This is a genomic window from Acetobacterium sp. MES1 (assembly GCF_002237635.1).
GTDB lineage: Bacteria > Bacillota > Clostridia > Eubacteriales > Eubacteriaceae > Acetobacterium > Acetobacterium wieringae.
Window position 1 is genome coordinate 39,981 of sequence record NZ_MJUY01000025.1, and the last position, 19,884, is coordinate 59,864.

General features: G+C 44.3%; 18 protein-coding genes, 1 tRNA gene and 1 pseudogene. 1 reads left to right on the forward strand and 19 read right to left on the reverse strand.

The annotated features are described in order from the left end of the window. Nucleotides 1-44 precede the first annotated feature (44 nt). The 13 genes and pseudogenes from BI182_RS08605 to mtpB form a co-directional block, all read right to left on the reverse strand. Nucleotides 45-2,108 (reverse strand): Eco57I restriction-modification methylase domain-containing protein, encoded by a 2,064-nt coding sequence (locus BI182_RS08605; protein WP_286806914.1) that lies wholly within the window; start codon nt 2,106-2,108, stop codon nt 45-47. Between the two features lie 165 nt (nt 2,109-2,273). After that, nucleotides 2,274-3,647 (reverse strand): NADase-type glycan-binding domain-containing protein, encoded by a 1,374-nt coding sequence (locus BI182_RS08610; RefSeq protein ID WP_286806916.1) that lies wholly within the window; start codon nt 3,645-3,647, stop codon nt 2,274-2,276. A 206-nt stretch (nt 3,648-3,853) separates the two neighbouring features. Further along, nucleotides 3,854-3,938: transfer RNA gene (locus BI182_RS08615), tRNA-Leu, on the reverse strand. 86 nt (nt 3,939-4,024) lie between these two features. After that, nucleotides 4,025-4,306, reverse strand: coding sequence for a DUF1294 domain-containing protein (locus BI182_RS08620; RefSeq protein ID WP_286806918.1), 282 nt, complete (start codon nt 4,304-4,306; stop codon nt 4,025-4,027). 13 nt (nt 4,307-4,319) lie between these two features. Beyond that, on the reverse strand, nt 4,320-5,009 hold the full coding sequence (locus BI182_RS08625) for a GntR family transcriptional regulator (protein WP_286806920.1): 690 nt from the start codon (nt 5,007-5,009) through the stop codon (nt 4,320-4,322). A gap of 14 nt (nt 5,010-5,023) precedes the next feature. After that, nucleotides 5,024-5,440 carry a UTRA domain-containing protein gene (locus BI182_RS08630; protein WP_148636265.1) on the reverse strand — a complete coding sequence of 139 codons (417 nt, stop codon included), beginning with the start codon at nt 5,438-5,440 and terminating at the stop codon, nt 5,024-5,026. 93 nt (nt 5,441-5,533) lie between these two features. Then, nucleotides 5,534-5,722, reverse strand: a pseudogene (locus BI182_RS17265) (GntR family transcriptional regulator); the annotation flags it as partial. Further along, nucleotides 5,718-6,398: a cobalamin B12-binding domain-containing protein gene (locus BI182_RS08635; protein WP_286806925.1), complete on the reverse strand. Its 681-nt coding sequence runs from the start codon at nt 6,396-6,398 to the stop codon at nt 5,718-5,720. The gene BI182_RS08635 and the pseudogene BI182_RS17265, both read right to left, overlap by 5 nt. Beyond that, nucleotides 6,382-7,755, reverse strand: coding sequence for a trimethylamine methyltransferase family protein (locus BI182_RS08640; RefSeq protein WP_187389142.1), 1,374 nt, complete (start codon nt 7,753-7,755; stop codon nt 6,382-6,384). The genes BI182_RS08635 and BI182_RS08640 overlap by 17 nt, the downstream gene beginning before the upstream one ends. A gap of 92 nt (nt 7,756-7,847) precedes the next feature. Next, a complete protein-coding gene (locus tag BI182_RS08645; protein ID WP_286806928.1) occupies nt 7,848-9,308 on the reverse strand; it encodes a glycine betaine uptake BCCT transporter in 1,461 nt (486 codons plus the stop codon). 184 nt (nt 9,309-9,492) lie between these two features. Next, on the reverse strand, nt 9,493-10,296 hold the full coding sequence (locus tag BI182_RS08650) for a methyltetrahydrofolate cobalamin methyltransferase (protein ID WP_286806933.1): 804 nt from the start codon (nt 10,294-10,296) through the stop codon (nt 9,493-9,495). 112 nt (nt 10,297-10,408) lie between these two features. Beyond that, a complete protein-coding gene (locus tag BI182_RS08655) occupies nt 10,409-11,041 on the reverse strand; it encodes a cobalamin B12-binding domain-containing protein (protein WP_286806941.1) in 633 nt (210 codons plus the stop codon). Between the two features lie 87 nt (nt 11,042-11,128). Further along, a complete protein-coding gene (mtpB, locus tag BI182_RS08660) occupies nt 11,129-12,586 on the reverse strand; it encodes a proline betaine:corrinoid methyltransferase (protein WP_070372772.1) in 1,458 nt (485 codons plus the stop codon). Nucleotides 12,587-12,877: 291 nt separating this feature from the next. On the opposite strand from mtpB, the gene BI182_RS08665 reads away from it, so the two are divergent. Further along, nucleotides 12,878-14,170 carry an MFS transporter gene (locus BI182_RS08665; protein WP_187389141.1) on the forward strand — a complete coding sequence of 431 codons (1,293 nt, stop codon included), beginning with the start codon at nt 12,878-12,880 and terminating at the stop codon, nt 14,168-14,170. A gap of 139 nt (nt 14,171-14,309) precedes the next feature. Here the strand turns inward: BI182_RS08665 and glyA are convergent, their stop codons facing one another. The 6 genes from glyA to BI182_RS08695 form a co-directional block, all read right to left on the reverse strand. After that, nucleotides 14,310-15,551, reverse strand: coding sequence for a serine hydroxymethyltransferase (gene glyA / locus BI182_RS08670; RefSeq protein ID WP_070372774.1), 1,242 nt, complete (start codon nt 15,549-15,551; stop codon nt 14,310-14,312). Nucleotides 15,552-15,573: 22 nt separating this feature from the next. Beyond that, nucleotides 15,574-15,762 (reverse strand): hypothetical protein, encoded by a 189-nt coding sequence (locus tag BI182_RS08675; protein ID WP_148636259.1) that lies wholly within the window; start codon nt 15,760-15,762, stop codon nt 15,574-15,576. A 222-nt stretch (nt 15,763-15,984) separates the two neighbouring features. After that, nucleotides 15,985-16,422 carry an MOSC domain-containing protein gene (locus BI182_RS08680; RefSeq protein ID WP_070372776.1) on the reverse strand — a complete coding sequence of 146 codons (438 nt, stop codon included), beginning with the start codon at nt 16,420-16,422 and terminating at the stop codon, nt 15,985-15,987. 20 nt (nt 16,423-16,442) lie between these two features. After that, nucleotides 16,443-16,940 (reverse strand): cyclic pyranopterin monophosphate synthase MoaC, encoded by a 498-nt coding sequence (gene moaC / locus BI182_RS08685; protein WP_139142412.1) that lies wholly within the window; start codon nt 16,938-16,940, stop codon nt 16,443-16,445. 10 nt (nt 16,941-16,950) lie between these two features. Continuing rightward, nucleotides 16,951-17,910 carry a GTP 3',8-cyclase MoaA gene (moaA, locus tag BI182_RS08690; RefSeq protein ID WP_148636258.1) on the reverse strand — a complete coding sequence of 320 codons (960 nt, stop codon included), beginning with the start codon at nt 17,908-17,910 and terminating at the stop codon, nt 16,951-16,953. Between the two features lie 26 nt (nt 17,911-17,936). Next, on the reverse strand, nt 17,937-19,877 hold the full coding sequence (locus BI182_RS08695) for a molybdopterin biosynthesis protein (protein WP_286806976.1): 1,941 nt from the start codon (nt 19,875-19,877) through the stop codon (nt 17,937-17,939). Nucleotides 19,878-19,884: the final 7 nt, after the last annotated feature.

Genomic DNA, 19,884 nt, shown 5'->3' on the forward strand with positions numbered 1-19,884 from the left:
TAGCACTTTATTCGGATTCTGCAAAGCCAATGATCGCTTCACAATCACCGGTTTGTTTCAATTGCTGCTATTTCGATCTGATTCAACTCAAAAAAAACATAAAACCACTGGTCTATTTCAGCAAGAATCTTGCCCAATCCCACATTGTCGCCACTTTTCTTTAATTCTAGGATTCTATCATAAGAATCTTTAAATACCTTAATTGTTTCATCTTTAATGTCCGGTATTCCCAACCGCAACAGGGTGTTGGGATAGTACTCATAAAGCTTATCACCCAGTTTTTTCCCGTAGGACTTAAAGTAGTAATTATAGAGCTTGCTGTTTAGCAGCAACACCAGAAATTCCTCGGTGATCTGATGATAAAGCCGTGGTTTGAGAATCAAACCATAAACATCAGCGCTGAAATAAGCGTGCGCTTCATCAATGGCAAAGCGGTTTTGAGTTGCCTTATAGGGAAAAACGATCTTTCGCCTCTCAAAATGATCCGGATCCCGTCCCCATTGCAGTTTATACCAGGCCAGTTTGCCGTTTTTGCATTCCCGGCGGTTTTTGAGTTTCTCCCGGTATGCTTCAAGATGTGCAACTAGCTCAGGGTGCTCGTCAATCGCACTGATCTGGTTGGTATAGAGGATTTGCTTTTGCGGTTTGGCGACTTCAAACGCTTTCACATCCTTATTCTTGATCCACGGTTTTAACCAACACGATTCAAAGCCCGGACGAACCGGATCTGTCGCTTCAAAGATAAAAGCCTTGTCGTTTCCAGTGATAATGCCTTGAAAACTGTGGACAACATTATCCAGGGTAAAGGGGGTTTTGGCCTCAATCTTCTCGATGATTCTCCGGGTCAGCGGTGAATAGAGCCGCCAGGAATCGTCATTCAGCTGAATCTGCGAAAGTTCAAAGGACTCATAAAAATCGCTTGGCTGATCGGTTTGAACGAGCGATTCGATCAGTTTGGAATAGCTTTCCGGTTTGTGGTTTTTAATAAAGAACCGTTTAACCTGAATCCTTTGAGCATCATCAATCCGATTCGTTTTAAGCAGTCGGATAATGGCCGGATCAACCCCAACCCCCTCAATCACCCGGAGTCCGTTGAAATCAACGATTTCCTGAATTGCAAATGCTTTTCGGATAAAGGCCCGTAACGGTTTTCCATACAAAGCTTCGATAAAATAGCGGGAGGTGATATGGATAAGCTGCCCCCCCGGTTTTAGCAGTTCCCAGCCCCGATAGATAAAGCAATAGGAAAGATCCCCCTTATCCCGATACACCTCACCGTAGCGGTTTTTTAACTGCTTCATATAATCCGTCTGGATTTCTTTATGACCAACATAAGGCGGGTTCCCGATGACTACATCGACCGACTGCACGGCAACTAATTCTTCGGTCAGAATATCGCCGCAAAAAATTCCCAGCGGCTTAACGTATTCTTTTCCTTTTAAGGTCAGGATCAGCCGGGTTACCAGACAGGCCATCGGATCCCGGTCAACTCCCAGCAGGCCGGTTTCCAGCAACTGGCGATGCTGCGTGGCTTGCTGCTCCGGAGTCAGGTCACCACTTCGAACCATAATCGCATCGTATATTGCACTAAGCAGGGATCCGCTTCCGCAAGCCGGATCGAGAACCCGAAAGTCCTGCTGTTGGTTACCCGGTGAAAATGCTTCAAGTACATCCGCCGCCATATACCTGGCGATGTTTTCCGGAGTATAAAAGACCCCATGGTTTTTCTTGTGATTAAGCAGCAAACTGGCTTCGTAAAGGTTGCCGATCAAGCCGGGATTTTCTCCCGCCAGTGCGGGGGATGACTGAATCAAATCAGAGACCCACGCCCATATCTCATCCCCAATAGGCTGAGGCTCTGTCTGCTCCTGCCCCCAGAATGGTGTCTCAAGGGGGCGGCCCTGCCAGATTGCCAGGACATAATCCAGCGTAAAATTCTTTTTGATGGCCTTCTGGTGGGCTTCAAAGTCAAGCTGCTGATTATCTGCCAGGTATTTTAAAACAATGCACTTTAATAAAAAAAGCACATTGGCACTACGCTCCTCAGCCAAATAGTTATATTTATGAATAAATCGTGTCAGCTTATCTGAAATCTCCTGAAACTTCATTAAAACCTCTTTCGTTAATTGATGTTAGCGTTACCTGGTTATTATACCATTATTTGCCTGAAAAAGATAAAGAAAAGGCTGAAATAAACGTTTCGCACAAAAAAAATCCAGAGAGTCTGATCTCCGGATTTTATTATGAAGTTATTTTCAAACTAATAGCTGATTCTAAAATAGTCTGATCTCGGTGATGGCCGTGTCATGCTCACCGTCCGCAGGTCCCGCCACCACTGAATCGATGACGAAAACCACCGAATCACCGGGATTAATGGTGACCGGGCTGATTGAGATCACCTGTTCATCCCGGATCCGTTCAAGAATCATGTTGGCCACTGGGCTGGTATTAACATACATCACCAGTCCCCGAACACTACCATTTTCAGCAAAGGATGTAGTAGTCTTGACGTAACCGTTTTTAATGGCCACTCCATGAATGGTCAGTGCGGAGGTTCCGTTATAGACACATTGAACATACTCACCAATCCCATCGCCAGACACCCCTTCAACCCAGGCTGTGTTATCACTGCCATCCATCACGTTGCCGACATAATAACTGATCCCAGCCATATCCGGTAGGGTCGAAGACGCATAGAGACTGAAATTCGCATAGTCCCAACCGCTGGCGGTGCCGCCTCCCGAGTCGGACCCTTCTGACTCAGATCCACCAGATGTGGTTGGAATATCATTGATAACGTATTTGCCTTCGATTATTTTGCTGGCAAAACCAGCCACATTGACTTCAATGGCTTTAATGGTTTTGTCGCCTTTTGTTAAGGTAATTGGCTCTGTGTATTCGACAGAACTGGCCGTCGGCTGAGATCCATCCGTCGTGTAAAAAACCTTGTCATTGGCATCAGCTTTAACGATCTCCAGTTTTTGCTCACCCTGATAGGTTCCCGGATTCAGATTGAAGGACGGCGCCTTAACCGTATAGCTACTTTTCTGATCGGCATATTTACTGTCCCCGGTAACTTCTGTGGCCCGATCCAGAAGGGCGAAAAGATCCGTTTCTGAGACTCCGGCCTGAATTTCCGAAGCAATGTAGGCGTCAAAGATCACTTTTAATTTTTCCGAGTTTTTTTCTTTTCGGATTGCTTCTTCGAAGAAGGTATTGGCCATTTTGTAATTGCCCGCCCCTGCGTAGGCTTTGGCTTTTCCTAACATTGCCTCGGCATTATTAGGGTCCAGCTTCAAGACACCATCAAAGGCCACCTGCGCTTCGGTATAATTTTCAGCGGCCAGCAAATCTTCGCCGTATTCGAGACCGCTGTTGATGGCATTGATTTTCTGAAAATTCAGAAATCCAAAAGCGCCTCCCGCAATCAACAAGACTCCGACTACTGCTGAAATTGCAATAATGATCCCCTTGTTCCTGCCTTGCTGCCCAGTTCTACTTTCTGAAATCAGACCTTCTGTTTTTTCCCGGTTCGTAACCTCCGCCGCCTGGGACTCCCACTTTTCAAGGCTTCTGATCGAATTTCCGCAGTTCTGACAAAACAGGCTTGACGCTTCGTTCTCGTGGCCACATTTTTCGCATTTCATCTTAATCTCACCCCTTCAAAACAGAATTGGCAGTTTTTTTAATCACTTATTTGTTTCTGACGCTTCCAACTTGATTACTGATTGAGCATACAAATTGTTTACCCATTTATAGTTCAATTAATCTCAGCGTAAAATTAATTCAAATCAACTTCTGATTTTGGGCATAAAAAAAACGACCATCTCATGCCGTTTTTGTAAATTCTAAATGGTGCGAGAGACGGGAGTCGAACCCGTACGCCTTGCGACACACGCCTCTGAAACGTGCTTGTCTGCCAGTTCCAACACTCTCGCATAAATCATTTTGAACACCACTATAGAATACACGCTTTTATACAAATTGTCAAGTCATATCCAAAACTTTTTTTGGCGTTTTTATTTTACAACGGCCAATTGAGTCCTTTAACATAGAATAACAGCACCAACCCGATCTGAAGCGCAATAATTATCGGAATTCCCCAGACAAACAAAGCGTGCCTGGTTTTATGGTGAAAAACCCGCATCCCCAGCAGTCCGCCAATAGAGCCGCCAATCACACATAAGCCCATCAGGGTTTTCTCCGGAATCCGCCAGACCGCTTTTTTTGAACGCCGTTTGTCCTGCCAAAACAGTCCAAAAGTAAGTAGATTAACAAGAATCAGATAGAGTATTATATAGTTCATTTCTTATTTTTCCTTATTCGTAAAATGATTTTCCATTCAACTCAATATTTTCACCTAACACATACAAGGTTCTTTTACCAATCGGATGATCGGTTATGGTTGAGAAAAATATATTTATGCAAAACATTGGCATGTTTTCATCAATTAACAGTCGGTTTGAGATGTATTTATTGGGATAATCCATGGTCACTTCAATGCTTTTTTTCACCTCGAAGCTATTAAAGATCCGATGCATGATGGCAATGTTTTTCTCGGCTTTTTTTTCAATCCCTGCAGTCAGATAACGACCAGTAAGAAACAGCGAATCGATGCTGTAGCCCACCGGCATTGCATCCGAAAAATACATCCGTCTGATTTCAAGCGTCTTTAATTCCCGTCGCTCGCCTTTTAATTTTGTCATCGAAATCAGGATATCTTCAGTCTGGATGTCTGTTATTTCTTCATTGATGTTTCCCTCCAGGGAAAAATTGACTAAAAAAAGATCCTTCTCTCGCTCTTTGACAAACGTCCCGACGCGTTCAATCGAGACCAGATAGCCCTTGTTTACCAGCGTGGCCAGGCTTTTTCGGACCGTCACCCCACTGGTATTATATTTTTCAGCCAGCTCCTGATTGGTCGGTAATTTTTCATTGGGTTTAAGTGAACCACTTCTGATCTCAGACAGAATATCGTTGACAATTCGTTCGTATATTTTTACTTTCATTTAAGTCCTTCAATCTATTCCTGATAAGACGTTCCACGGACGCAGCACCATTCACGCTTAATAAACAGCTGACGAAAACCCATGGGTTCATTATCGTCTAATATTTTTTGGGTAATTTGCATCACTGGCGTTTCATCCGGGATTTTTAGAATTTCTGCCACTTCCCGATCACAATTCATCGCCGTTACATTCATCCTGCCCTGCATTTGAAACAATTTGTTTTTCTGCGACAATATTTCACTGAAACTGGTATATTCAAAATTATCGTTCCAAACAGTAATTCCCGGAAAATAGGGAATGTACTGAATATCATAGGCAATCGGCTTTTCCTCATAAAGCAGTACCCAGCGGACATAAACAACCCGGGCGTTGGGGGCTACCCGCAGATGGTAAACCAAATCAATGGTCGGTTTGATAATTTCCGATCCCAACAGTTCGACCCGTTGGTAGGGTTTTTTTAAGAGCTGTTCGGTTTTTAATGAAATCAGGTATTTATCGTTACTTTTTTCAAGTACATAATTCCCTTTTCCCGGTATCGAATAAATATAGCCTTCATCAATTAACTTCGAAATGGCATTACGGATGGTGATGCGACTGACACCATATTCATCAGCCAGGGTATTTTCCGGCGGGATGGCGGAATTGATGGCATAAAAATTCTTCTGGATCTTGTATTTAATGCTATCGGCAATTTCTTCATATTTGTGATTAATGCGCTTCGCCCCCCTCCGTTATCCAAGTTTTGCATTGCTTGACCCCTTCATAGACATCATGAGCAAAGGCGTCCACTCCAGTGTATTCAATTGCCTGGCGATGGGTCGAGAGTCCCCCGACAATAATTTTAACCTGATCCCTGATTCCAGCAGCCACCAGAGCGTCATTCACGGCTTTGATATACCGGACCCCTTCGGCGAGAATTGAGCTGATGGCAATCACATCGGGCTTTAATTTGATGGTTTCTGCCAAAATTTTCTGGGCGGTAATGTTAATCCCCAGATCAATGACCTCAAAATTTGACATCAACGCAGCACTCTTAAAAATTGACTTGCCAATATCATGCAGATCCCGCTCGATGGTGCACAGTAGAATCCGACCAATCGGTTCACCCGATCCTTCGTTGATCAGCTTCAGACTCGGCAATTTTAACACTTCTTCAAAAATGATGCCCGCCATCATTAAATCGGTCACACCATACCGCCCCTCTTCAAAATAATGACCGATGTGATCCAGACCAAGCTGGATCGCTTCGACAATCTGGGCCTGGGATGCGCCCTCTCGAATCGCATAATTGACAAGTTTAAGCACTTTTTTTTCTTCAATTTTTTTCATGGCCTCGACAATACTCTCAAAAGTAGTTGTATTCATGGCATGATTAGTCGATATATTCATCTGGCAGGTAACCCCTTATTATTTTAATCTGTTCTTTAGTTTGTGCGGTAAATTGATAACTATCTAAACGCCTGATAATCTCATCGTCGGTCTCTTTTAGTACCGCTGCCTTTGTTTTCCCTTCCCCAAAACCATGGGGCCGATATTGCTTTCTGATTAATTTAAGGTTTCGTGAAGAGATGTAATTTCCGGTTGATCCCACCTTCAGGATTTCATCCATCATCGTTGTGACATCATTAATTTCCATTCCCTGGACAAAGTCTTTTAAACTTAAGAAAGCATATTCATCCAGAATATATTTATTATAATTAATTGTTTTTAAAGCATCTTCCATCCCAAAGCTATGCATCAGACAATCGACCTCTGCCAGCAGAGTTGAGAGCAGATTGATCCCGCTTTCAAAACCACTTTGATAATCGAGGTATTTTGAGTCGGTAAATGTACCGCCGGCCCGAAATGGAATTTTGTAATATTCTGCCATCCCCTTTGCCGCCAGTGTAAACAATGCCGTTGCAGGACTCCCAACTAATGTTTCGGCCTTGAACGGATCCACTCCAAATAGCGGCAAACCATAAATAATTGGCAGACCGGGGCTTTGAATCTGAGCAAAGACAATTCCAGCAATAATTCCGGCGTTGGCCAGCAGAAAATTACCGCCGGGAGTGGGCGGCGCTGTTAAACCGCTTAATCCACTGCCGCAGGCAATCATCAGTGGTTGATTTTCCAGACAATGAACGGTAATCACTTCCGTTGTTGAATGCCCCATAATCATCGGCGCCGATACATTGACATTACCAAGCACGACCGGTTTATGGTCAATGCCACGGTAGCGTTTAACCATTGCAATGCAAGCGCAGGACTCTTCCTGACTACCGACAATTGAAAGGCAAGGTTTATCAGAGTATTTTAAAAGCATCGCCATCCGATAGGCGCTTCGCAAGTCCAGAGGAATATCGAAAGGTTCAATGGTATAGGGACTCGCCATTTTAATTAGCTGATTCTGCTGATTGAGTTTGGTAAAATTCACATAATCCCTTCGGGTTCCCAAAGCAATCACTTCATTTCGTGACACATAGGTTCCACCATAAGCTGGCAGCGTGCAAATTTCACCCTTTCCGACTACCACACGGCCGCTATTTGAATAGACAGGAAAGGCAGAAGGAACCAATTTGAGACTTTCTTCAACCAGCGGCGCATCAAGAAAAACCTGTTTACCATCAACTCTGGCCCCGGCTTTTCTGAAAATCTCCTGTGCTTCATTCGAAAAAACAGTAATCCCCATGGTTTTTAAAAGTTTCAGTGACTGTTCATGGATAAGATCACATTCTTTTTTCGAAATGCTAAGCGTTAATTTCATGATCACTGCCCCCTGCAATCCCATCAATTTTGATACATTTTAAGATTATATCACAATAACCCCGGTTTGTTTACCGTTTCATCATGATAATTTCAGGTCTCATTCTTAAACGCCTTAAAAATTGAAACACACATCATAATCAGAATAAAAACAAAGGGCAGGGCCATAATAATCGCCACATTGCGGATTGCCACCAGACCGCCACTTAACAGCAGCACAATGGCCATCGATGAAAGCACGATCCCCCAGACAACCTTGATTTTACGATCTGGATTTAAATCACCGTTTCGCGAGAACATCGCCACCACAAAATTGGCCGAATCGGCTGATGTCACGAAGAATGTTACAATTAACAAGGTTGCCAAAAACGAAATCGCCTGGCCGAACGGTAAATGTGATAAGGTGACAAATAATCCAACCGCCACATCGCCGGTAATGGCCTCGGCAATACTTAGCTTATCGATGATTTCAAAATGCAGGGCAGTTCCGCCAAATACCGCAAACCAGAGACAGCAAAAAAGCGCCGGGATGATAATCACACCCATGATAAACTCTTTGACCGTTCGACCCTTTGAGATCCGGGCGATAAAAGTTCCCACAAACGGGCCCCAAGACATCCACCAGGCCCAATAAAAAATGGTCCAGTTACCCAGCCAGGGATCATCGCTAAATGGTGTTAAGGCCAGACTCATTGGCAGAATATTATGAAGATAGGCACTTAAACTGACAAAAAAAGTATCGATGATAAAAACCGTCGGACCGGTAAAAAGCACAAAAATCATGATTAACAGCGCAATCACGATGTTGGTGTTACTGAGTATTTTTATTCCTTTATCCAGTCCCGTTATCGAAGAAATCAAAAACAGCACTGTAATGATGACAATAATGATAATCTGGACGGTGATCGTATTGGGGATGCCAAAAAGTGTTTTGAGACCGCCATTGACCTGCAATGCCCCCAACCCCAATGACGTTGCCACACCGATCACGGTTAAGACCAGCGCCAGCACATCAATCAGCTTGCCAGCAATTCCTTTGGTCTTTTCACCCAGCAGCGGCTCAAGGGTCGAGCTGATCAGACACGGCTGTTTTTTCTTGAAGGTGACATAAGCCAAAGCCAGACCAACCATGGCGTATATCGCCCAAGGGTGAAAACCCCAATGCAAAAAGGCATACTGAAATGCCTTGCTGGCCGACTCACTGGAGGCCGCCTCAATCCCCAGCGGTGGCTGTAAGTAATGATAAACCGGTTCGGCCACGCCCCAAAATACCAGGCCAATGCCCATCCCGGCACTAAAAAGCATGGCAAACCAGGAAAAATTTGAATACTCCGGTCGGTCGTCTTCATCCCCCAACCGCAGTTTTCCGTATTTACTGAAAGCCAGCCCCAGACAAAAAATCAGAATCCCCAGCACCGAGACCAGATAGAACCACCCCAGATTATGAGTAATCACACCAAACAGGACATTTGTCACATTCAGTAATTCATCGGTAAAAACAAATCCAAAAAACAAAAAAACAACTAACAAAACAAGTGAAATATAAAGTACCATAGTGTCTTCCTCTTTCTTATTCATGCACCAGTAATGCCATCTATAAAGTATCAACCGATCAGGTACAATTTGCAACCAAAACTTTCTGTTGCGATTTACCACCCGCTTAAGCTAAAAACTTTCTCCATTGCAATGATCCGTGAGAAAGTTTTTAACCCGGGTTTAAAGAAACATGCTTAAAAAATTATTTGACTGGTCCGATTTGCCCTTGTCGGTAGGCTTTACTGTACTTACGACAGTGTTTATCCTGGCCGAGCAGGGCGTAGGTAGCAAAGATAGTACCCATCATATCACGGTTAAGCGGATCAATGACCGCCGAATCCATTCCGGCTTCCATGGCAAAGGCCATGCAGGTTTTGTTCAGCAGTGAACGCACCGGTAAACCAAATGACATATTGCTGATCGCTCCGGTTACATGAATAGTTGGATACAATGCTTTGATTTGGCGGATTTCCTCTGCGAAATTAAGCATCGAGTTGTTTTCAGTTGACAAAGCCATTACACAGGGGTCAATATAGATCCGATCGGGCGTAATCCCATATTTCGCCGCTTTTTCAACCATAATTTTGGTGATCGCTACCTTTGTTTCGACATCGCTGGGAATGCCCTTGTTATCACAAGTTAAACCAACCACCTGCCAGCTGTTTCCTTCCAGCAGCGGCAGTAACACCTCGCATTTATCGCCTTCTTCTGAAATCGAATTGATCAGGCCGGGCTTGTTGGCATATTTAAAAACTGCTTCGATCACCCGGGGGTTCGGGCTGTCAAGACACAGTGGCGTATCGGTTGCATTCTGAACAATATCCATCAGCCATTTCAATGTTTCAATTTCAAATTCCGGTGCGGTGCTGGCACAGACATCAATATAAGTCGCTCCCGCCTCGGTTTGTTTGACCGCCAGAGCGGCGATGTAATCAGCATCTTTTCTTTCGATCGCTGCTTTGACGGATGGAATCGTGCCGTTTATTTTTTCTCCAATTATTATCATCTTTTATCTCCTTGAAATACACATAGAAGACGGCTTTAGCACTGTCTTCTATGTGTTTGATTATACTATAATTTTAATTTGCCTGAACATTTTCGCTTAATTAAACTTGTTATTAAGCAACCCATTCCTGACAGATTTTAACACCTTCAGCGGCATTAGTTGTATATTGATCGGCCCCAACATACTGGCAGGCTTCTTTGGTAACCGGATTTCCACCAATAATGATTTTGGCATCAATACCAGCTGCTTTCACCATTTCCACGGTTTCCTTCATAGCATCGATAGCCAGGGTCAAAACACCGCTCATTCCGATGATGCAGCCCTGATTTTCTTTGGCGGTCTTAACAAACAGTTCCGGCGCAACATCGATTCCCAAATCAACCACTTCAAAACCCGCTGCTTCTGACATGCTTTTGAAAATATTCTTACCGATATCATGTAAATCACCATGAACCGTACCAAGTATAATGGTCCCGGCAACTGTATCAGCGCCACTGCCCAGCACTGGTTTTAACAGATTGATAGACTCGGTTAATAGTTCACCGGCAAAAATCAGATCGCCAACAAAATAGTCGCCCTTTTCAAACAGTTCACCAACAATTGCCATACCTGCCTGACAGGCGGCAATGGCTTCCTGGGCTTCTGGTTCTGACGGACTCGCTTTAACAAACTCGTTGAGTAAATCCATTACCAGTTCTTCTTCCAAATCTCCTACTGCTTGTGTTAATTCTTTTAAATCTAACATTTTTTTACCATTCCTTTTTTATTTTTTATTGACATGATGGTTGCAACCATCATGCCCTGGCCTGATTCTTTATCAATTATATTTGTTTTAGAATTTTTCGCTTTCCGGCAGATAACGGTTTAACAGTTCCTGTTGTTTTTTGGTCAGGTCTGGCGCCTGATAGCTTTCCAATCGTTCTTCGATAATTTTTGAAGCCCGCTGTCTGATATCGCCCACTTCTTCAAAAATAACGGCTGGATCACCAGCGGTTTTATTAAAAATCTGTGATAAGTGATGCTGATCGCGGTATTCTTTCGGGGTTCTTCCTGATAAATAATTACCCAGTGGGCCAGCCTTCTTGATTTCGTCAAAAACCTTACCGGCTTGTGTATCCGAGATTTTAATCCCTTTGTTTAGTCGCATCAAGATGCGATTGACCTCTTCATCGAGAACAAATTTTTCATAACTGCCGACGGCGTAGGATTGAAGAATCCCGGCATTATTCAGCGCAAAGTCTGATTTTCCCAGGTAAGTGGTCATCAATGTCGTCATTGATTCAACCCCAGCCTGATAATCGGGTTTGAGTGAATCCGAACCACTGACACCGGTTCTGACTGGCAGACCATAGTAACGTCCCAAGGCCAATGTTGCCATTTGAATCAGCTGTGCTTCTGGTGCCCCAATGGCAATGGCTGTTTTACGCATATCCGTTGGTGAAGACACGGTTCCGTAAATAACCCCGACTCCCGGGTTAATCAATTGCGTTAAGACGATCCCGGCCAGAATCGTTGCATTGTCCTGAATTACCGAACCCATCAGTGCCGCTGGAGCGGTCAGATTGGTCATCGAACAGGTGATAATGGTAACCGGCTGACCTTCTTCAACCAGACCCATGATGTTATCTAGCACCTCATATGAGTAGCCGAGCGGTGAGAGCGCACAACAATTGGTTAACAATACCGGTCGATCCCAGATATCATAGAATTCCTTGTACAGGTTGGCAATTTCTTTGGCTGCATCCTTCAAACTCTGTTTTTTGACATTTAAACTGTTGGCAACATTGCCATAAGTTGGTCGGTCTGAATATTTAAGACATAATGCCACCTGCGGGATATAGAAATTATCCTGAGACTTGTCTAAATCCGGGGTATCATAGGCAGAATTATTGACAAAATCGGTCACATCACTGGTATGCATCAGTTTTAAAAACTTAACCACATCCGGCAGTAATGCCGCTCTGTAGGTATCATCTTCAAACAAGAATTTTGAAGGACCGTAACAGCCCACTGTTTTTGGTTTGAAACGCTCACCAATGTGTGTTTCACCAGCACTGGTGGTCACCGCAAATGATTTCGGTGCTGTCGCCAGGGCTTTGTTTAAAAGTTCTTCACTTATTTTGACAATATTCCCTTCGACGGTTGCACCATGTTTCTTAAAGATCGCCAAGGCCTCTTCACTGGCAAAGGAAACACCGACTTCTTTTAAAACTTTTAAAGAATACTCGTGCAGCAGTTCCACATCGCTGGTGGAAACGTATTTTTCATAAAAGCGTCTGTTCATATACATTTGAAATAACCTCCGAATTTTTTTAATAAATACATGTATTTCGCAATTAAACTATAGCACGGCTCCCAAATTGTTGTCAATACTTATTTTGTAATCGAAACCAGACTTCCTGGTGATCTACATTATAAGGATTTAGCATAAATATTTCTGAACCACCTCAATCTTCTGGCATTTTATTAAGATATTTGGTTGTTTTCCTTTCTTAAAAATAATTGTTGACCGTTTACATTTATCGTGTTATACTCCATTGCATTAGACATGTATTTCGCAATTATGTTTCAGGAGGATGAAATGAAAAATTTTGGATTTAAGAATGCAATGGTATTTTTAATACTCAGTGCTACGGTTGCCCTTGCCTATCAATTACCCTTTTTACGCTTTACCTTTTACGATCAATTTGCTGCTGCCTATCAGCTTAGCAATACACAAATTGGTATTCTGGCCTCGGCACTGAATTTAACCTATACCTTCTGCTATCCGATCGGCGGTTGGATGGCTGATCGTTTCTCAATGCGCTCAATGATTTCCACCACCCTGGCGGCTTATGCTGTGCTAACTTTCGCCTTTGCGATGACCACTAACTTTACGGCGCTGCTGATTATTCATTTTCTTTACGGATTTTTCGGTATTGCCACCCTGTGGTCAGCCTATCTCAAGGGGATCAGAAATTTGGCTAACGAAGACAATCAGAGTAAAATGTTCGGTGGCAGTGAAGCCTTGCGGGGTGTTATTCAAACCCTGATGGGATTCGCCTTTCTGGCGATTGTCGGTTTGGCCGCTACCCCCGCTGCTGGCATGAAGGTTCTTTTTATATTTGGCGCCGCTGTTTGTGCTCTGTTTTTTGTTCTGGCTTTGTTCTTTCTTCCCAAAACAGATATCAAACACGAATCGCAGGCGGTCGTTAACGAAACGAAATACAGCGTTATCGATGTTCTAAAAAACAAAGGCGTCTGGATTACGATCCTGGTGATTATGTTTGCCTATCTTACCTGGGCCATTGGAAATGCCTACATGACGACCTATACGGTGCAGGTGCTTAACATCTCAACAACAACAGCCAGCGCGATTGGTATCGTCCGCAGTTACATCATTGTCTTGTTAGCCGGGGTAATCGGCGGCTTTTTCATGGATAAGTTCACTTACAAAGGCAAAGGCTTTATGATCGCTTTTGGCGCCATCGCCGCTGCTTTGGTTGCTCTGCTCTTCTCTGCCAAGGTAATTGCCATCAGCATTATTCTGACCCTGGTGATCGCATTCATCGCAAACATCATGAAATCCACCTACTGGTCGATCATGGATCAGGCTGGTATCCCCGTTGGAATGACCGGAATGGCTACAGGTATTATCTCATTTATCGCTTTTATCCCGGATGTCTTCTACGGCCTGATTTGCGGTAAGTGGTTGGATGATGCCAAAGCTGCCGGTGATATTGCCACTGGCTTCAACCAGATTTTTATCTTACTGATTATTTGTGCGATCCTCGGAATTGGCTCCTCGCTGTTGCTGGTAAAACGCACCAATGATTTAAAAAACATGGAATCTGCATCATCGGATTTAAAACCTGAAACGACACCCGTCTCCTAAAAAATCAGGCTCCAACTGGATATCATTCCGGTTGGAGCTTTTTCTTTTCCTAAAAAGTTTTCTGTCTTTTTAAATTATTTCGAATCAAAAAAAGCGCCTGACCAAACAATATTGGTCAGACGCTCTGCTATTAAAATTTTTAATCCATCAAGTCGGGATATAAGGGATATTTTTCAGTTAAAAAGGCGACCTTTTCCAGGGCCAGTTCCATGTCTTTTTTAATCAGTGCCGCTTCAATGGCATCGGCAACCACTTCCATGTCCGCTTCCACCAATCCCCGGGTGGTTACGGCAGGTGTTCCGACCCGGATGCCGCTGGTCACAAAAGGACTTTCCTTATCATAAGGAATGGCGTTTTTATTGGCAGTGATGTTGACTTTTCCCAAGGTTTCATCGGCCTCTTTCCCGGTCAGGCCGACCTTGCTGACGTCTAACAGCATCAGGTGATTGTCGGTGCCACCGGAAACGATTCGAAAGCCCCGTTTTTCCAGCGCCGCCGCCAATACTTTGGCATTCTTGACCACCTGTTCCTGATAGGCCTTAAACTCAGGTGTTGCGGCCTCTTTGAAAGCAATGGCCTTAGCGGCGATCATATGCTCCAGGGGACCGCCCTGGGTACCGGGAAAGACACCCTTATCGATCAGCTTGGCATATTCTTTTTTGCAGAGGATAATCCCCCCACGAGGACCCCGCAAGGTTTTATGGGTAGTGGTGGTAACAAAATCGGCATAAGGCACCGGACTTTGATGTTGTCCAGCCGCCACCAGACCGGCAATGTGAGCCATATCCACCATCAGATAACACCCAGCGGCCTTGGTCAGCTTTGAAATCCGTTCAAAGTCGATGGCGCGAGGGTATGAGCTGGCGCCAACTACTACCAATTTGGGCTGGTGTTCGTTGATCAGCTTCTCGATCTCATCATAATCGATGGTTTCGGTTTCCTGATTCACCCCATAAGAAATGAAATTGTAATATATTCCAGAAAGATTGGCCGGACTACCATGGGTTAAATGACCGCCCTGATCCAGGCGCATCCCCAGAACTGTATCACCCGGTTGCAGAACTCCCATGTAAACCGCGGTATTGGCCTGGGCTCCGGAATGAGGTTGGACGTTGGCGTGTTCGGCACCAAATAAGGCCTTGGCCCGATCAATAGCGATCTGTTCAATGGTATCCACATGAACACAGCCACCGTAGAAACGGTGTCCCGGCGTACCTTCGGCGTATTTATTGGTTAAATGACTCCCCATGGCTAACATCACTGCGTCTGACACAAAGTTCTCAGAGGCGATCAGCTCTAAATGACTTTGCTGTCGATGCAATTCCTTTTTCATGAGTTCATAAATCTCAGGATCAGCAACTTTTACTTTTTCAAAATACATAATTTCCTCCATAAAACTCTTTCTAATAGTCATTTCGCCGATTTGAAAGCCTTTCAAGGGAAGCCGCAATACTTTTTAAATAGATCGATATTTCTTCAATTTTCACTTTGAAATAAAATACAAACATGATGCCTGACATCAAAAAAAAGATCAGTAATATCGGGATGATACTCCAGGCCACACCGGCCATACTATTTATAAATTGATTCATATCGTCCTCCACTAGGCCGCTGTCTTTCTATGAAAGACAGTTGTACGGCAATAACATTTACTATTGTAACATTAAATTCTGATAATGCAATACACATTCCATCATTTTTTGTGATTTGTTTTATGGTTTGGAAAATAAGGACCGCTTAGCAATCGTGGCCAATCCCGAATGTCTTAACCATGATTCCAAAAGCTAACACTATATGTGCAGATGTTTTTCTGACTATTCTACCACTTCAATGGTATCCCCTGCTTTGATAACGCCACCTTCGAGGATAATGGTAAAGATACCTTCTCTTGGCATTACGCAATCGCCGACCTGTTGGGCGATTTCACATCCGGCATGGCATTCTTTGCCAATCTGGGTCACTTCCTGCAGGGTTTCGCCGATTCTTAGCTTTGTTCCCACCGGCAGTTCATAGACGCAGATGCCTTCAGTCGTAATGTTTTCAGCAAAATTACCGGCACATAGTCCCGCTGCGCCCATGGCGATCATCTTATCAATACTCTCCTGTCCCAACAAACTGACCTGACGATGCCATTTTCCGGCGTGGGCATCACCCTCCAGTCCAAAATCCTTTATAAAATTCCCGACCGAAATCGGTTTTTTCATGACACCTTTTGTTTCGCTAATATTAATTGCTATTACTTTTCCACTCATGTTTTTTCTCCTATTAAATTTTATTGATGGTTGGGATTTATAAACTCACCGGATTTGCCACCGGTTTTTTTAGCCAGATAAATCGCTTCAATGGTCATTTCTTTGTCGACTGCTTTGCACATGTCATAAATGGTCAGGGCAGCCACTGAAACCGCTGTTAGGGCTTCCATTTCCACCCCGGTCTGACCGGTATTTTTAACCACGGCTTCGATTAGAATCCGGGAATTTGCCTCATCAATTTGAAAATTAATGTCACTGCCGGAAATAAATATATTATGACACATCGGGATCAGATCAGCCGTTCGTTTAACACCCATAATTCCAGCAACCTGAGCCACTCCCAGAACATCGCCTTTTTTCATCTGGCCGTCGATGATTTTTTTAAGAGTCGCTTTTTTCATACTGATGGCTCCTCTGGCAACGGCCATTCGTTCAGAGCTTTTTTTCTCGCTGACATCCACCATTTTACTGCGGCCCGCCTCATTAAAATGAGTGAACTCGACGATCTCTTTATCCATTTCGTCCATATCATCCTCCAATTTCGTTCATATTTCTTAGTAACTGCTTTTCATGTTCATTAATATGATGCTTTTCCGGTTTTTTATTAATCGCCTGTAAGAGAATTTCTTTATAGGTCATTCCGGCTTGATGCAGCGCCACCAGGTCAATTTCGAAGTCTGAATGGAGGCAGGGTTTGATTTTACCATCGGTGGTCACCCTAATCCGGTTACATTCGCTGCAAAAATGCTTACTGATGGGATTAATCAGACCGACTCTCCCCTTGGCTCCAGGCAGCTGGTAATACTCTGCCGGTCCGGTTTTGTCCGGGATCAGTAGTGGTGTTAACGCTGGCACGCGCTTTAGCACCTCATCATTGGACAGGTATTTATTTTCTGCAAAACCGCTGGATTCACCCAGCGGCATCAGTTCAATAAACCGCACATAAACAGCTTCGTCCCGGGTATAATTGACAAAGCTTTCAATTTCATCATCATTAAACCCCTTGATCAGCACCGTGTTGATTTTAATGGGATGCATTCCCGCTGCCTTGGCGGCGGCAATCCCGGCAAAAACATCTTCCAGGTGCCCCCACCGGGTAATCTCATGAAATTTGACCGGATCAAAGGTGTCCAGACTGATATTCACCCGGTTTAAGCCTGCCGCTTTTAAATCTTTGGCGTATTTCGGCAAGAGAATCCCATTGGTGGTCATAGTGAGATCCTCAATCCCGGGAATCTCGCCAATTCTTCTGACCAAATCAACAATCCCATGGCGCACCAGCGGTTCTCCGCCAGTTAAGCGAATCTTATTAACCCCCAGGGACACCCCAGCTTTAATCAGATCCAGAATTTCTTCAAAGGACAAATTCTTCTGATGCGGATGTTTCTCAATTCCCTCCTCCGGCATGCAGTAAACACATCTTAAATTGCATAAATCGGTGATGGAAATACGCATGTAATTTATTTTTCTTCCATAATGATCCTTCATCTGTTTCCTGCTTTCTCCCCTGATGTCTAGGGTTTAACGATTTCTCCCGGCTGCTCCAGTTCATATCCCCCCAGCCGTTTTAGTGCTTCTTTAAATTGTTCTGATTTAAGTACCTTGATAAATATCTGCACCCGGGGATCGTCCAGATTTTCTTTTAAAATAACAAAATCATAGGCTTCATCACCAATCGGGATAAAATCCAGATCCATCATATTGGCGGCCGATAAAACCCCGATCCCGACATCGCAGGAACCGGACGCAACCGCCGAAGCCACCATCATATGGGTGTTCATTTCCCGGCTATAGCCCAAAATCTGATTGGCATCGAGCTGCTTTTGTTTTAATAAGTAATCCAACAATACCCGGGTACCTGAGCCCCGTTGCCGATTGACGAAACTGATATCTGGTCGGATCAGGTCGGTAATTCCCTGAATATTTTTGGGATTGCCTTTGGGTATAATCATCCCCTGGGTTCGTTTAACCCCTTTAATCAACACGACCCCCTCGTCAGCCAGATAACGCTTTAAATAGCAGAGATTATATATCCCGGTTTGTTCATCCAGCAAATGGATCGGGGCAATATGACACTCGCCTTTTTTGATTGCCATAATCCCACCCAGACTACCCACATGGGCCGAAGACAAGTTTACCAGTTCTTTGTTTTGATGAATGATATTGGCAACGATATCCATCAATACATCGTGACTGCCAATCGAAACCAGGGTATTTTCAATTTCTTCCCGGGGCCGCATCAGAATCAGCTCGACCTCTTCCCCGGCTTCATACCCTTCGACATTTTTGGGAATCTTCAAAATACCGTCAGCATTAACCAATGACATGGTCACCCCTGCGCCCCGATCCAGCGGCGTAGCCACAAAGCGCTGATTGACCCGACCACATTTCATCCGGACAAACTCCAGATACTTAAGCGATGACATCAGACGTTTTGAAAGCACTGCTTTGATGGTGACTCCCTCCGTCAGGATCTGATGGTTAAAGGCCAGAATTACCGGTTTAACAAAGCTTTCAAAGACAAAATAGGCAGAGACCGGATAGCCGGGAATCCCGATCACCGGTTTTCCCTGAATCATTCCCAAAACCACGGGTTTTCCCGGTTTAATGGCGACGCCGTGAACCACTACTTCACCCAGTTCTGCAATCAGCTTGCGGGTGTAGTCTTCGGTTCCGGCTGAGGAACCAGCGGAAATCAGCACCACATCATTTTCATCAACAGCTTTAATGATCGCCTTTTTGATCACCTCGTAGTCATCCTGTACTGTCGGGTAACGTCGGGCTTTGCCGCCATATTCTTTGACCAGCCCCGCAAACATATGGGTATTGGAATCAATTATTTTTCCTACCGCCATCGCTTCCCCGGCTTCCACCAGTTCGGTACCGGTGGGAATAATCCCCACCCGGGGTTTGTCCATCACTTCAATCTCCGTAATGCCGCCAGCTAGCAGGGCCCCCAGATCGATTGGGCGAACCCGGTGAAAAGCCGGGATAATCAACTCTCCGGCAACGATATCTTCACCAATTGGCCGGACATTCTGCCACAACGAAACCGGATTGTTGATGCTGACTTCATTATCACTTTTTATGATCACATCCTCAATCATCACCACCGCATTGTAGGGATCAGCAATTACATCTCCAGTATCGACAAAATTAAAATCGCTTCCTTTTATCAACGTCCGGGGATGACGTTCGTCCACGCCAATCATCGCCATGGCTTCCACGCAGATGCCATCCATGGCCGAGGCATTATAATAGGGCGATGAAATTTTCGCAAAAACAGGCTCTTTCGTCACCCAGCCCTGGGCTTCGATGACGGGTAGAACACGGCCTTTTTGATGCGCTTCGGCAAAGGATAATAAGGCCAGATACTTGGACACTGCCAGATTGAGATCTTCATTTTTTAAATATAAATTCCGTTCGTCTTTTTTTCCGGTATTTTCAGTATTCATTATTCCC

Coding starts and splice junctions, on each gene's coding strand:
- BI182_RS08605 (WP_286806914.1), bottom strand. CDS start 2,108: ATGAAGTTTCAGGAGATTTCAGATAAGCTGACACGATTTATTCATAAA.
- BI182_RS08610 (WP_286806916.1), bottom strand. CDS start 3,647: ATGAAATGCGAAAAATGTGGCCACGAGAACGAAGCGTCAAGCCTGTTT.
- BI182_RS08620 (WP_286806918.1), bottom strand. CDS start 4,306: ATGAACTATATAATACTCTATCTGATTCTTGTTAATCTACTTACTTTT.
- BI182_RS08625 (WP_286806920.1), bottom strand. CDS start 5,009: ATGAAAGTAAAAATATACGAACGAATTGTCAACGATATTCTGTCTGAG.
- BI182_RS08635 (WP_286806925.1), bottom strand. CDS start 6,398: ATGAATATATCGACTAATCATGCCATGAATACAACTACTTTTGAGAGT.
- BI182_RS08640 (WP_187389142.1), bottom strand. CDS start 7,755: ATGAAATTAACGCTTAGCATTTCGAAAAAAGAATGTGATCTTATCCAT.
- BI182_RS08645 (WP_286806928.1), bottom strand. CDS start 9,308: ATGGTACTTTATATTTCACTTGTTTTGTTAGTTGTTTTTTTGTTTTTT.
- BI182_RS08650 (WP_286806933.1), bottom strand. CDS start 10,296: ATGATAATAATTGGAGAAAAAATAAACGGCACGATTCCATCCGTCAAA.
- BI182_RS08655 (WP_286806941.1), bottom strand. CDS start 11,041: ATGTTAGATTTAAAAGAATTAACACAAGCAGTAGGAGATTTGGAAGAA.
- mtpB (WP_070372772.1), bottom strand. CDS start 12,586: ATGTATATGAACAGACGCTTTTATGAAAAATACGTTTCCACCAGCGAT.
- BI182_RS08665 (WP_187389141.1), top strand. CDS start 12,878: ATGAAAAATTTTGGATTTAAGAATGCAATGGTATTTTTAATACTCAGT.
- glyA (WP_070372774.1), bottom strand. CDS start 15,551: ATGTATTTTGAAAAAGTAAAAGTTGCTGATCCTGAGATTTATGAACTC.
- BI182_RS08675 (WP_148636259.1), bottom strand. CDS start 15,762: ATGAATCAATTTATAAATAGTATGGCCGGTGTGGCCTGGAGTATCATC.
- BI182_RS08680 (WP_070372776.1), bottom strand. CDS start 16,422: ATGAGTGGAAAAGTAATAGCAATTAATATTAGCGAAACAAAAGGTGTC.
- moaC (WP_139142412.1), bottom strand. CDS start 16,940: ATGGATAAAGAGATCGTCGAGTTCACTCATTTTAATGAGGCGGGCCGC.
- moaA (WP_148636258.1), bottom strand. CDS start 17,910: ATGAAGGATCATTATGGAAGAAAAATAAATTACATGCGTATTTCCATC.
- BI182_RS08695 (WP_286806976.1), bottom strand. CDS start 19,877: ATGAATACTGAAAATACCGGAAAAAAAGACGAACGGAATTTATATTTA.